This window comes from Embleya sp. NBC_00888 (genome assembly GCF_045207655.1).
Taxonomy (GTDB): Bacteria; Actinomycetota; Actinomycetes; order Streptomycetales; family Streptomycetaceae; genus Embleya.
In genome coordinates this window covers 5,050,664-5,063,764 of record NZ_CP108785.1, presented here as the reverse complement: position 1 = coordinate 5,063,764, position 13,101 = coordinate 5,050,664, and the positions used below count along the sequence as shown (strand labels likewise).

At 69.9% G+C, this 13,101-nt stretch carries 12 protein-coding genes and 1 pseudogene; 3 read left to right on the top strand and 10 right to left on the bottom strand.

Features of this window, described 5'->3' with window-relative positions; all coding sequences use genetic code 11:
* Positions 1-40: 40 nt before the first annotated feature.
* Positions 41-499, bottom strand: a complete 459-nt coding sequence (locus tag OG948_RS56455; protein WP_331772861.1) for a hypothetical protein — start codon at positions 497-499, stop codon at positions 41-43.
* 616 nt (positions 500-1,115) lie between these two features.
* On the opposite strand from OG948_RS56455, the gene OG948_RS56450 reads away from it, so the two are divergent.
* Both OG948_RS56450 and OG948_RS56445 read left to right on the top strand, forming a co-directional pair.
* Positions 1,116-1,928: a hypothetical protein gene (locus OG948_RS56450; RefSeq protein WP_331772860.1), complete on the top strand. Its 813-nt coding sequence runs from the start codon at positions 1,116-1,118 to the stop codon at positions 1,926-1,928.
* On the top strand, positions 1,925-2,152 hold the full coding sequence (locus tag OG948_RS56445; RefSeq protein WP_331772859.1) for a hypothetical protein: 228 nt from the start codon (positions 1,925-1,927) through the stop codon (positions 2,150-2,152). The genes OG948_RS56450 and OG948_RS56445 overlap by 4 nt, the downstream gene beginning before the upstream one ends.
* Before the next feature lie 420 nt (positions 2,153-2,572).
* Here OG948_RS56445 and OG948_RS56440 read toward each other — a convergent pair whose 3' ends face one another.
* The 3 genes and pseudogenes from OG948_RS56440 to OG948_RS56430 form a co-directional block, all read right to left on the bottom strand.
* The gene (locus OG948_RS56440) at positions 2,573-2,905 is read right to left on the bottom strand and encodes a hypothetical protein (protein WP_331772858.1); all 333 of its coding nucleotides are present in this window, start codon (positions 2,903-2,905) and stop codon (positions 2,573-2,575) included.
* A gap of 703 nt (positions 2,906-3,608) precedes the next feature.
* Positions 3,609-4,307: pseudogene (locus OG948_RS56435) on the bottom strand (ABC transporter ATP-binding protein); the annotation flags it as partial.
* Positions 4,300-5,028, bottom strand: a complete 729-nt coding sequence (locus tag OG948_RS56430; protein ID WP_331772857.1) for an ABC transporter ATP-binding protein — start codon at positions 5,026-5,028, stop codon at positions 4,300-4,302. The pseudogene OG948_RS56435 and the gene OG948_RS56430, both read right to left, overlap by 8 nt.
* Positions 5,029-5,246: 218 nt before the next feature.
* Here OG948_RS56430 and OG948_RS56425 point away from each other — a divergent pair, with 218 nt between their 5' ends.
* On the top strand, positions 5,247-5,834 hold the full coding sequence (locus OG948_RS56425) for a transposase (RefSeq protein WP_331772856.1): 588 nt from the start codon (positions 5,247-5,249) through the stop codon (positions 5,832-5,834).
* Positions 5,835-5,839: 5 nt separating this feature from the next.
* Here OG948_RS56425 and OG948_RS56420 read toward each other — a convergent pair whose 3' ends face one another.
* The 6 genes from OG948_RS56420 to OG948_RS56395 are packed head-to-tail and all read right to left on the bottom strand — an operon-like array spanning position 5,840 to position 12,711.
* Positions 5,840-6,826, bottom strand: a complete 987-nt coding sequence (locus OG948_RS56420) for a branched-chain amino acid ABC transporter permease (RefSeq protein ID WP_331772855.1) — start codon at positions 6,824-6,826, stop codon at positions 5,840-5,842.
* The gene (locus tag OG948_RS56415; protein WP_331772854.1) at positions 6,823-7,731 is read right to left on the bottom strand and encodes a branched-chain amino acid ABC transporter permease; all 909 of its coding nucleotides are present in this window, start codon (positions 7,729-7,731) and stop codon (positions 6,823-6,825) included. Before OG948_RS56415 ends, OG948_RS56420 begins: the two co-directional genes overlap by 4 nt.
* A gap of 60 nt (positions 7,732-7,791) precedes the next feature.
* Positions 7,792-9,099 carry an ABC transporter substrate-binding protein gene (locus OG948_RS56410; protein ID WP_331772853.1) on the bottom strand — a complete coding sequence of 436 codons (1,308 nt, stop codon included), beginning with the start codon at positions 9,097-9,099 and terminating at the stop codon, positions 7,792-7,794.
* Positions 9,100-9,114: 15 nt separating this feature from the next.
* A complete protein-coding gene (locus tag OG948_RS56405) occupies positions 9,115-9,915 on the bottom strand; it encodes a cyclase family protein (RefSeq protein WP_331772852.1) in 801 nt (266 codons plus the stop codon).
* Between the two features lie 43 nt (positions 9,916-9,958).
* On the bottom strand, positions 9,959-10,930 hold the full coding sequence (locus tag OG948_RS56400; protein WP_331772851.1) for a fumarylacetoacetate hydrolase family protein: 972 nt from the start codon (positions 10,928-10,930) through the stop codon (positions 9,959-9,961).
* The gene (locus OG948_RS56395; RefSeq protein ID WP_331772850.1) at positions 10,927-12,711 is read right to left on the bottom strand and encodes a helix-turn-helix domain-containing protein; all 1,785 of its coding nucleotides are present in this window, start codon (positions 12,709-12,711) and stop codon (positions 10,927-10,929) included. The genes OG948_RS56400 and OG948_RS56395 overlap by 4 nt, the downstream gene beginning before the upstream one ends.
* Positions 12,712-13,101 lie beyond the last annotated feature (390 nt).

Sequence of the window (13,101 nt, the reverse complement as noted above, 5' to 3'; positions counted from 1 at the left end):
CTTTCGAGCGCGGCCGGGGCAGCAGGATGCGGCGGTGATCCTACTCGCGGAACCACACCGAGTCCGTGCAACCCACCCGCTTGCCGTTGTCCCAGCCGCAGGCGCTGAAGTAGATCCGCTCGCCCTTGGGCAGGTTGCCGGTGCCGATGGTCTTGGTCTCGCCCGAGTAAGCGTGCTCCGAGTACGTCGTGCCGTGTCGGTAGACCTTCAGTTCGATGGACTGCCCGTCGAACTCGCGGTCACGTACCCTGACATCGTCCTTGTCGGTGCTTCCGTCATAGTCGTCCCAGAAGACGTTGCCGTACTTGTGCCCGTCGATGATGATCGCCACGCTGTACTCGTCCGGAGTGCCCGCCGCGCGCGCCTCGGTGCCGGTGTCGGAAGCGGAAGCAGGGCGGCCGTCCGCTTGGCCACTGTTGTCGGCGTGGGCGGTGCCCGCCATGCCGCCGGCGAGGGCCGGCACGGCCGCCGACGCGGCGATGAACGTTCGTATACGCATGGGTGTTTCTCCTCCCATATGTGCTGCTTGGATCCGTCACCTCGACGCTGGAAGCCACCGCCTCCTGCGACCAAGGTGCACGGTGCTCAACTCCGGGCGCGGGTTGTGCACGACGCTCAGACGGTCCGGTGGCACCGGAGCCGGTGGGAGGGAGGCCCGGAGGCGTCGGCGACGACCGTCATGGCCGACGACCTGCCGATGCGCGAACACCGCCCCGAAAGAGCGGTGTTCGCGCATCGGCACGTCATCAGATGTGGACCACGGGTCGTTCAGTGAGCTGGTTCACGGCTCAATTCGTCGAGGCCCCCGGCTGATCCCCTCGATCACGCTTCCGCGATGATGGGCCCGGTTGTGGTCGGTGGGACCCAGCCGGGGGATGGGGAGTCCTGTGTCGAAACGAACGCGATCGGTTTCGAGGCGGTCCGTCCGCAAGAGCGCGACACTCGCGGCGGTGCCGGCGCGGTCTCCGCGAGGCGGGGACGACGACGAAACGCCGGGCCCGTACCCGAGTTCGGGCGTCGAGACGACGACGGCCGTGTCCGGTCGGGGCTCGGTGTCGTACGACCGCCCGCCGTCCGCAGGAAGTCGTCGCCTTCTCCAGTCGGCACGAACGACCGTGCTCCGGCGATCGACAGCCGTGGCGGCGGCGCTGGTCGTGCTGCTCGCGACGGGCTGCTCGGTGGTGGGCGTACTCGACGAAACGAGTTCGGAGAGCAGCGACAACTCGGCCCTGAGCGACGCGAAACTGCGTGACCGGGTCAGGGCCCTGGTGGAACACGCCCGCTCCGTCCACGTCGTGGTCGACGCCATCGGGAACGGCGAGCCCGATACGCGCACGGACATGCGACTCGACGCCAGGACCGGGGACTTCACCGCCCGCATGGAATCCGGCGACCTGGTCGTCGAGGTGATCAGCGTCGGTTCCGACGTGTACGTCAGGGCGACCCGCCTGTTCTGGGCGGACGCACTCGGCTACCTGGACCCCCAGGACGACGCGTTGATCAACGACCTGTACGGCAAGTACGCCCACCTCCTGAGCGACGACCCGCTGCGCGCCGACGTCCTGACCACCTCGAAGTCCTACGATCCGCGCGGGTTCGTCGAGGTGCTCGCCCAGGCCACCCGTAGGGCCGCCCCCACGCCGAACGCCCACCCCTCGATCGTGTTCGAGCGGACCCGCCCGACCGGCACCACCCACGTGTACATCCCCGCCAAAGGACGACCGCTCCCCGAGCGCGCGATCCTCACGGGAGCACCCACCCGCTCGCGGACCATCGCCTGGTCGGACTACGACACCCCCACGCGCGTCCTGCCGCCGACACCGGACCTCATCCTCGAGATGCCCTACGACGTGAACCGATCACCGTCGATCACCGCTCCCACGCCCGTCGCTCTTGGCGCGTCGCCGGCCGGCGATGGTGTTCGATGACGAACTCCCCATCCCTGCTCGCGTCCAGCCGAATAACTTCCGACCGGCAGATCCGGGACTTCGACGTCGTCAACGTCGACGGACGGCCCATGGTGGTCTGCTTCGCGGCCCTGGTCCCCCACGAGCGTCCTCCACGCCTCGGGATCCGAGCCGTCCACGAGCCACCCCAGAATGTCGCCATCCCCCCGTCGAGCCCCAGGGCCAAAACGCCCAACCCCGCGTGACCAGGTCGGGTGGACCGGTCCTCTCCCAGACGTCGCGCATACCCTCGGTGGCCGTCTCCACCGTGCCCGCGGGAAACTCCGGCGACCACGCCCCCGCCGGAGCCGAGACACCGAGCCACTCCCCGATCTCCACGCACCCGTACCCGCGCACGAAGGCCACGTAGTCACTCGGATACGCCTCCTCGCCGGCGACACCGGGACGGGGAACGAACGTCTCGCCCGACCCCGGCTCCGGCGGCATCAACGACCCGAGCGCCCCGAACCAATCACGACCTTCGGCCATGGCCGCCCCCTTCCGCTTCACCCTGTCCCGCACGGCCCACGCTTCCTCCACGCCCCGAACCTCCTGTCCCCGACCCGAAAACCGTCTCACGCACGACCACCCTCGCGTCCGGCACGGAATACGGCGCGGGCCTCCCGTCAGGAGGATGCCGCCGGCGCGTTGTCGATCTGCGTGAGGGTGCCCTTGAAGGCAATTCGGTCGGCGAGCGCCCGCAGTTCGGCCCGTGCCGCGTCGTCACCGACGCGGAACAGGGCCGTCACGCCCGCGTTGGCCACCCTGGGGTTGCGCGGCCCGGTCCCCTCGACGTGCACCGGCGAGACGTCGACCAGCGCGGCGAGCGTGGCCGAGGTGTCGGCGGACGCGGGCAGGAACGACAACAGCCACGCCAGGCCGCGCAACGCGTTGGCGTTGTGCGGGTCGAAGCGTTCGTTGACGTCGCGCCACCGATAGTGGCCCTCGGCGAACGGCACCGTCCGGGCCTGCCGAGCAGTGCGAACCGGGTGTGACGTGACGGCGCACGATGTCGGGGCCCGCGTCGAAGAGCAACGCGCGGCCGACACGCTCCCACCCCGGCGGAGGGCCGCGCACCCGTGGCGGAGGCCGCGTGAGCCAGGAGTTGCTCCCACGGTTCGCCGTACGTCGCGGCGTCCGCGGTCGCCCGATCCGCCCACTCCTCCCCCGGGTTCAACGCCGGCCCCGCGTACCCCTCCAGGAGGCGTTTGATCCCGGCGCAGCGGTAGCGCACCAGGACGGTCCGGCGGAAGACCGCGGCGAGGGCCCGGTCCATCGGCCGCCCGGCCGCGACCTCCGCAACCCTCCACCCGGCGCAGCGGCCGGCGGCCCACACAAAGAGCGGACACGAGCAACTCCCGGACCCCACCGCAGGAACCGGGCCACGGCGCGGGGTGCCCACGCACGACTCGACGAGGAACTCGTCCGCAAACTCGTCATAATGGACTTCCTGCTCCTGCTCCCTCACGGCCGGCGCGTCGTCGTGGAAGTCGACGACAAGGAACCACCACGCGCTCGGCGATCGCGCGGACCCGGCCACCTACGCGACCACCATGCGCGCCGACCGCGACCTCAAACTCGCCGGCTACGATGGTGGGTGGGCCGGACGGACGTCGTGGACGGCGTGAGGGCGCGGCCGGGCTCGGGCTGCGGTCCTTCGTCCCCCAGGTAGGCGCTGCGGACGCTGTCGGATTGGAGCAGGTCGGCTCCGCCGGCGTCGAGGACGACGCGGCCGTCGGCGAGTACGTAGCCGTGGTCGGAGAGTTCGAGGGCGCGGCGCATGTTCTGCTCCGCCAGGAGGACGGTGACGCCTTCGTCGGCGACGAGGCTGATGGTTTCGAAGACCTGCGCGACGATCATCGGTGCGAGGCCGAGTGACGGCTCGTCGAGGAGGAGCAGTTGCGGGCGGGAGACGAGAGCGCGGCCGAGGGCGACCATCTGCTGCTCGCCGCCGGACATGGTGCCGGCGAGTTGATTGCTGCGCTGGACCAGGATGGGGAAGAGGTCGTGGACGAAGTCGAGTGCTCCCCCGGATCGGCGGCGGGCGGCGGTGGAGTGCAGGCCGAGCAGCAGGTTGTCGCGGACGGTCATGTCTTTGAAGAGCCGGCGTCCCTCCGGCACGAGCGCCATGCCGAGGGCCGGTCGGTCGTGGGGAGGGCGCCGGGTGATGTCCTCGCCGCGGAGCAGGATGCGGCCGGAGGTGACCGGTTGCATGCCCATCAGGGCCTTGATCAGGGTGGACTTGCCGGCGCCGTTGGAGCCGACGAGGGCGACGGTGGTGCCCTCGGTGACCGTCAGGTCGACCTGACGCAGGGCTGCGGCCTCGCCGTAGTTGACCACCAGGTCGGTGACTTCAAGCATCGGTTTCTCCTCCGAGGTAGGCCGCAACGACGCGGGGGTCGGTGAGCACCTCGGCGGGTGGGCCGGAGGCGAGGTTGTGTCCTTGGTTGAGCACGTACATGCGATCGGCCAGCGAAGCGACGGCCCGCACGTTGTGCTCGATGTAGATGACGGCGATCCCGGCATCGCGCAGCGACGCGATGAGTGCCATCCCCGCTTCGGCCTCGGTGGGGGTGAGCCCGCCGAGAACCTCGTCGAGCAGGATCAGTTCCGGCTTGAGGGCGAGCGCCCGGGCGATCTCCAGGAACTTGCGTTCGTGCAGGGTGAGGGTTTCGATCGATGCGTGGGCGTGGTCGGCGAGCCCGACCTGGTCGAGCACTTCCCGCGCCGTGGCGACGGCGGCGGAGCGGGCCTGCCGGCGGTGGCCGAACATGGCGCCGATCGAGACGTTCTCCGCCACGGTGAAGGAGCCGAGAGGTCGCGGCACCTGGAAGGTGCGCGCGATCCCGGTAACGGCGCGGTGGTGGGAGGGCGTGTGTGTGATGTCGCGGCCGGCGAACTCGATCCTGCCGGAGGTCACCGGGTGTGAGCCGGCGATGCAGCCGAGGAGTGTGGTCTTTCCGGAGCCGTTGGGACCCACCAGGCCGACGATCTCGCCGGCGCCGACCTCGAGGTCGACGTGGTCCAGTGCGGTGACGCCCCCGAATCGCTTGGTCACCGCCGTGCAGCGCAGCAGGGTCATCGGGTCCCACCTTCGTGCTCGGGCCGAGCGAGCCAGTCTTTGTGAGGTCGGCTCACGCGGGGGTGCTGGGTGTGGCTGTCATCGGGTTGCCGTTGATGGGTTCGGGTGCCCGGTTGCCCGGTGGCCCGCGACGACCCGCCTGCCGATGGGGTGTTGCGAGCGCTTCGCTGTGCAGGCCTGCGGCCCTGCGGCGTATCGGGATCAGGCGAAGGCACGGGGTGCGCAATCGCAAGGTCGGCGCTGCCGCGATCGCAGTGGCCGCCGCCGACGCCGCGGGCCGGCGGCACACCGCGTTGCCCGGTGAGAGGGACATCCCCCGGCTGGTGTACTCGCTTGCGAGAGAGGTGATAGCCCTCGACGAGAAGGTCGACAAGCTCATCGAGATCCGGTCTCGCGAGCACGAACGCGCCGAGGTGATCTCCGGACTGTCGGGCATTGGGCCCCTGCCCTGCGCCGGGATTCCGGCTGCCACCGGCGGTGCCTTGGACGCCTTCGGGGCCCCGGACGGCCTGGCCGGCTTCGCCGGTCTTGTGCCTGGGCTCCATGACTCCGGGCGCGTCGACGGCGTTCTCTGCCTGCCCCATTGCCATCACCGTGGCCCGCAGCGCGTCTGCTGCGCGTCCGCGGTGTTCGATGTCCGCCGCAGTGACGGGTCGCGTCGTTTCCATGACCGCAGGTGCACCGAAGCCGCACGTCATACGCAGGCCGTCCTCGTTCTCGGGCGGCGCCGGTTCCGTGTTCTGTGGGCCTGGCTGTGTGACGGACGGTGCCATCGACTCATGCCGCTGGTCATGGCGGGTGCTTGACGGCTTCATGGGGAGGTCCCGGCTCGGGTGGTCGCCAGGGGGCGGGGGCGGCTGAGGAACCCGGTCAGGCCGCGGGGCATCAGTGCGATGACGACCACGAGGGTGAGGCCCGTGACGATCTGCGCCAGTTCCGGGGAGCCGACGTCGAGCAGGGCCTCGCGCAGGATCGCCACGCTTGCCGCCCCGACGATCGGGCCGTACCAGCGGGTGGTGCCGCCGAGGATTGTCATCATGATCACCATCAGCGGGATGTTGAGGGTGAAGACCGAGCTCGTCTCGACGTACCCCAGGTAGACCGCCTGTGGTGCTCCTGCCAGGCCGGCCAGGGCGGCGCTGACGGCGAAGGTGGCGACCTTGTAGCGGTAGGTGGGCACTCCGAGCGACTGGGCGACCGTCTCGTCGTCGCGGATCGAGCGCAGGGCGGTGCCCCACCGGGTCGCGGAGGCGCCCAGTGCGACCAACGCGGTGAGTCCGGCGAGAGCGGTGCACACGAGGTAGACGTGTCGGGTGTCTTCGCCGATCCAGCTACCCGCCACGTGTTCTCGGATGAACACGCCGGTGCCGCCGTCGAGGGCGGGCACGTTGGCGACGACGGTCGTCACGATGAAGGCCATCGCCAGGGTGACCAGGCCGAAGAGGTCGCCGGCGAAGCGGGAGGAGGAGAAGACCGCGAGGCCCACGGCCAGCGCGAGGGCTCCGGCCGCGAGCCCGCCGGCGAGCATCGCCACGGGGAAGCCCATGTCGGTCGAACGCAGCACCGCGGCGGTGATGTATGTGCCGACGCCGAAGAAGACGCCGTGGCCGAAGCTGGCGTAGCCGGAGTTGCCGGAGAACAGGCTCCAGCTGACCGCGAGGGTGATCCAGAGCATGAATTGGGAGCCGAAGGAGACGACGAAGTTGCTCCCGAGCGGCAGCAGGGCGCAGGCCAGGCCGGTCACGGCGACGACGGTCAGGACCTGACGTGCCATCGGGGAGGTGATGTGCCTCGTCATGCGGGGCTCCTGGAGGTGAGGCGTTCGCGGGCCACTCGGGCCAGTGGCTGCGCGGCGAGGAGGGCGAAGAGGATCCCGTAGGTCACCGCGGGGGCCCATTGCGGCGGGAACCACAGCGACCATGCGTTCTGCGCCATCATCAGCACGGCGGCGGCGATCAGGGCGCCCAGCGGATTGCCCAGTCGGCCGAGCAGTGTGGCGACCACGACGATGCCGATCCAGTTGAGCGGCAGGGTTGGTGAGAGCGGCATCCTGAGGGCGAGGACCATGCCGGCCAGGGCGGCGGTGGCGGCGGCGAGACCGGATACGACAAGGGCGACGGGGAGCACTCGGACGCCGAGGGTTTCGGCGATCGCCGGGTCTTGGCGCATCGCTTTCAGAGCGCGGCCCCAGCGGGTGCGGCGCAGCGTGTAGGCGGTGGCCCCGACGAGTCCGACGGCCCAGGCGAGGGCGACCAGGTCGACGGGGGCGACCACCAGCTTGAAGGGCCCGGGCAGGCGCAGGCTGCCGGTGAAGCTGTCGGGCAGGTACGGGCGCAGGCTGAGCAGGTCGGGGCTCCACACCAGGGACACGGTGCTCTGGACGACGATGAAGAGCGCGAACGTCAGCAGCAGCATGGTGAACGGGTCGGCGTTGAGGAGGTGGAAGACCCGCTGCACCCCCACTCCGACGAGGAAGAAGAGGGGGACGGTCAGCGCGATCGACAGGAACGGGTCGAGCCGCAGTTCCGTGACGAGGGTGTAGGTCGCGTAGGCGCCGAGGAGGGTCAGCGAGAGGTGGAAGAAGTCGGCGACGCCGAGGTAGCCCCACTTGATCGTCATGCCGAGCGCGATGGTGCCGAAGAGGCAGCCGAGCAGCGCACCGTTCAACAGGGTCTGGACGAGGGCGATGACGGAGAACGACATGGTGTGCCTCCAGGTCGGACGGCGGGATCCCGCGAGGGGCCGCGCCGTCGGGACCGTGCGTCAGGGCTGGTACTGGATCTCGGCGCCGGCGACGTCCTTGGGCCACACCAGGACTCGCTTGCCGTTTTGCATTTGGGCGACTCGGTTGAAGTCCGAGCCGTAGTTGTTGAACCCGTCGAAGGACACGGTGCCGGCGAGGGTGTCGACCTTGTGCGCGTTGAGGTAGTCGATGATCGCCTTGTTGTCGACGCCGGCCTTGAGCACGCCGGTGAGGAGGATCTGCCAGGCCGAGAAGCTGGCCGCGGCCTGGGTCTCGACCACGGGGAGGATCTTCCGTGCCGCGGCGCCCTTGCCGTAGGCGTTGGCGAAGTAGCGGGCCACCTCGGAGCCACCCAGCGGAGCATGGTTCTCATACAGCGAGGAGAGCAGCAGACCGTCGGCCCGCGGACCGAGCGCCGCGACCGCGGCCGGTGCCGGGAGAGCAACGAAGATGCTGCGCGGTTTGTAGCCGAGCGCGTCGAACGCCTGGTAGAGGTTCGTGACGTCCGCGCCCAGGCCGCCGACGTAGACCAGGTCGGGGTCGGCGGCGGCGATCCGCGTGACGATCGCGTTGAAGTCGGTCGTGGTCAGGTCGTATTCGACGGATCCGACGACCTTGACGCCGGCCTGCTTGAGCCGCTGGGTGGCGGCCGCGGCGTAGCTGAGCGTGGTGGGAAACTTCGAGGTCGCGAAGAAGACCGACTTCGGCGGGTGGCCGCTGGACTGCAGGGCGTCCCAGAAGGTCTCGGCCTGCTTGGCGAACATCTGACTCGGGTCGTTGACGCCGCCGCCGATCTGCCAGGCGGGGAAGTGGTTCTCGCCGATGAGTTTGTTGGGCGCGCCGTTGGTGTGGGTGAAGTAGGCGTAGCCCGCGTCGGTGACCGGGCCGGCGCCCGCGAGGGTCGCGGCCCCGCCGTAGGGGCCCATCACGAGGGCGACCTTGTCGCCGATCAGACGCTGGTAGTTGGAGGTGACCTGGGTCGGCGTCGACTGGTCGTCGAGCACCTTCCACTGGAGCGGGCGGCCGTCGATACCACCGCACTCGTTGACCCATTTCGTGACGATCCGGGCGACCTCGTCGTGAACCACCGCTGTGGGTGCGAGCGGGCCGGTGAGGCTGAGGGAGCCGCCGACGACTATGGGCTCGCCGGTGGGCTTCTTGGAGGTATCGCAGGTCATGTCCGCTATCGGCGCGACGAGCTTCGCGTCGGACACGGGGGCGGCGTCCTGTTGCGTGTCCGTGTGCTTGACGCCGACGCAGCTCGTCATCAGGGCGAGGCCGGCGGCAACGGCCAGGCCGGTGCGCGCGGTGGTGGTGATCGCAGCCATGGGATTCTCCTTGGGTCAGTCGTCGAGGAAGGCGACCGCGCGGCAAGGGGATGCGCTGGTCCGCAGGAGCTTGAGGGGGAAGAATCCGACGCGGAAACCGGCGAGCGGCAGCGCGGCGAGGTTGTCGAGCTGCTGGATGATGAAGGCTTCCCTGTCGGCGACGGCGAAGTGGCCGTCCCAGATCTCCCCGGGGTTTCCGGTGGCCTCGTAGGCCGCCTTCATCACCGGAAACGGCCGGTCCCAGGCGAAGGCGTCGGTGCCGAGGATCGTGGCGCCCAGTCCGGTCAGAAAGCGGGTGCCGTCGCCGCTCATCCCGGGATACCGGAAGAACTCCGGGTCGCCGACCTTGAAGCGTTCCTGGCCGGTGCGGATCAGCAGCGCGTCGCCCTGCTGCACCTCGCGGCCGGTGGCGGAGATCGCGTGTTCCAGGGCCTCGATCGTGATGGCCTTTTCGGGTTCGGCCCACTCCCGGACGTCGAGCACCATGCCGGGGCGGTAGAGCTCGGAGAGGTCGAGGTCGCTGATCGTGCGCGCGGGGCGGCCCTCGATGAGACTGCCGCTGTGCAGTGGGGCGTCCACGTGGGTGCCGCAGTGGGTGTTCATGTTGGTGAGCCAGTCCTCGCCCCAGCCCTCGCCGTTGGGCAGGTCCTCGGCGCGGCACCCGAAGATCTCGACCATCCGGTCGAGGCCCTCGCCGCCGGGGTGCAGGTAGCGGATTTCGGGGGCGAGCACGTTCGCCAGCAATGCGTAGGCTTCGGGTACCCCGTCGCGATTGGCGGGGTCGAGGGTCCGCGAGAGGTCTATGAGAGTCGTCATGGTGGGTGCCTTCGTGGGCTGGGGCGGTCGGGCGGATGCCGTTTCAGTACGGGAGTTGGACGCGGTTGCGGAGTACTCCGATGCCTTCGATCTCGAGTTCGACCTCGTCGCCGTCCTTGAGGCGCCTGCCGATCTCGATGGGGCTGCCGGTCAGGACCGTGCCGCCGCCGACGATCTCCCCGGCGTACACCGTGCGGTTGCGGCTGAAGTGGACGACGGCGTCCTCGAAGCTGTGGTGCATGGTCGACGTCGAACCCGCCGACCAGAGCTCACCGTTGACCTTGGCGGTCATGTCGAGGTTGTACGGCGCCCCCAGCTCGTCCGCGGTGACGATGCACGGGCCGAAGGTGTTGGCCCCGTCGAAGTCCTTGCCGCGGGAAGGACCCAGCATCGACTCCATGCAGACCCGCTGCAGGTCGCGGCAGCTCCAGTCGTTGAGGATCGTGTAACCGAAGATGACATCCGTCGCGTCCTCATCCGACACGTTCGTGGTCGTGCGGCCCAGGACGGCGGCGAGTTCCAGTTCGTAGTCCAGGCGTCGGGTCTCCGCCGGCGCGACGATGAGCCGGCCGGGGCCGCTGACGGCGGTGTGGTCGCCGTTGTAGTAGATGACCTCTCGGGTGAAGACATCCGGTGTGTCGAAGTTCCCGGTGGCGACGAGCCGTTCGTACTCCGTCTCCGGGTCCTCGGCCTCCTCGGCGATGCTGCGGGCCAGGCCGCGCAGCGCCGGCTGCAGGTGGGCGATGAACAGGGAGCAGTCCCGGAAGCGCACCGGGTCGGGCAGTGGGGCGAGCAGGGTGACGTCGTCGAGGTCGAAGACCGCGTCGGCCGGGTGCGAGTCGAGCATGGCTTGGGCGTCGTCGAGGATCGTGCCGCCGGCCTGGATGAGGGCGAGCATCGAGGCCATCCGCGGGTCACCGCGGGAGGCCGACGTGTAGCTGACCGCGCGGCTGCCGGTGGCGTCCAAGGCGCCGACATGGGTGGTGCCGTTCGCGACGAACGTGATGAGCTTCATGGGGCCCCCTTCTCGGATGGGGCCCCAGCGTGCCGCGAGTGACCCACCTCACCACAAGGCGCGCCGTGACACCGTGGGGACCCGGCACTGTCATGCCGTGACAGGGGTGCGGGTGCGGTGTACCCGAGGGCGTAGGTCAGGGCGTGCATGCGCAGCGCCGTCTCCAGCCGGAAGCGGTCGTCGACGTCGCGAACGTCGATTCCCAGCAGGGTCTCGATGCGGGCGATGCGGTTGCGCACGGTGTTGTAGTGCACGTGCAGCGCCGCCGCGGTCGCGGCCAGGTGCCGGTCGTGCACGAGGTAGGCGCGGAGCGTGGCCACGAAGTCCGTGGCACGTTGTTCGTCGGAGTCGATGAGCGGACCGAGCAGGTCGCGGACGGTGGTGCGCAGATGGGCCGCCGGGAGACTGGCCACGCCGAGGATGCCCAGGTCGTGGGCGCTCACCACCCGGGCCTGGGGCGATGTGCCCGGGGGCGCGCCGCGTCGGCCGAGTTCGCACGCGGCGCGGGCCTCGTCGTAGGACATGGAGAAGTCGATGAGCTCGGTGCAGATCCGGCCCGCGCCGATCACGACGTCGTGGCCATGCCCCTGTCGGAGCACGGCGCTCAACTGTTCGCGGAGCGCTGTCGTGGAACGGCCGGCCAGATCGACGACGGCAACCAGTCGGCCGGCCCGCTCGGTGGTGACGCAGCCGGCGAAGGTCCGCTGCAGGGTGTCTGCGAGGCGGTTCAATGCACCGATCGGGGGGTCGGGGCGGGTGGGGCCGGCCACCAGCACCTGTGCCCGGGCGGCGACGCTCACGCCCATCAGCGCCATGCGCCGACGGAACGCCTCCGGGTCACTGATGCGGCCGGTGAGCAGCTGGTCGAAGAGTTCCCCGCTCAGCCGTTCGGTGGTGCGGTCGCCTTCGCGTATCCGGAGAAACTGCAGCCGGAACATACCGACCGCCAGATCGATCATGGCGCGGCCGACGTCGTCGAGATCACCGGTCCGGATGACGACGAGGATCAGGCCGTCGGTGCCGGCGATTTCGGAGCGCGAGACCGTTCGGGGGTTGCCCTGCCCCAATTCCCCGGCGGAGTGCAGCAACCTGCCGTCGGGCCGGCGCAGTTCGATGCGGCCCCCGACCTCGAGGGCGAGCATGTCGAGGGCGACGCCGGCGTCCGCCTGCCCGGTCAGGTTGCCCGCGAGGCGGGCACAGGCATGCTGACCGTGCAGGGCCCGCCGAAACCGTTGTTCCGCCTCGCGCGCCTGTGCCGCGTGGCGTCCCTCGACGTCGAGTCGGTGCAGCCGGACCGCCAGGTCGTGGGCGACCTCTTCGAGCAGACGCACCTCGGTCTCGGTCCATGGGTGGGGTCGGCGGCGGGCCGCGTACAACACGCCGAGCGCGGTGTCGGCCGAGAGCAACGGCACGGCCATGGTTGCGTGGATGCCCTCGTCGTCGATGAGGCGCTTCAGGAGACGCTCGCGGCGCGAGTCGTGCCGATAGTCGCGACTCGTCTGGGGCTTGCGCTCGGCGGCGGCGCGGCCTCCGATGCCTTCGCCCACTTTGAGCCGCCAGGCCGAGGCCATCTCGCTGGAGACGAGGCCGTGGTGGGCACCCATGACGAGATAGCCCGCGTCGATCAGGCCGGCCCACGAGACCTCGCATCCGAGGAGGTCGATCACGTGACTCACGGCCACTTGGAGGGCCTGGGTGATGTCGTTGCTCGCCAACAGGCGGTGGAGGTAGGGCACCATCACGGCCGGCTCGGCCACCGGGCCGGTTCTCGGCTTGCTCACCGCGCCTCCCAGCGCACACTCGGGTCCATCTCGGCCCCCGAGCCGAAATCGACGGGTCATACTTCACATCGCAGTCATTGCTTCCGACTGCCTCTTCACCTGGGCAACTAGGGGACACGCGGTGCTGTTTCGGCTGTTCGGGGGCGAGTGTGATGCCGAAGCATCCGATGGCGCCGGGCTGTCGACGGGATGGAGGAGTCGCGGATCCGGTGGTCGGGCGGCGCGCGTCACGCGATGGGTGACCGGGTCCTGCGGGGCGGATCGCGGTGGCGAGTTGGGAGGGTCTGCGGGCGCCCGGGGTCGCGGCGCTCGCACGCGGTGCCACGCCACGACCATGCGGAGGTGGCTGCACCGGTTCGACGAACGGGGTCCGGGCGGTGCTCGGAGATC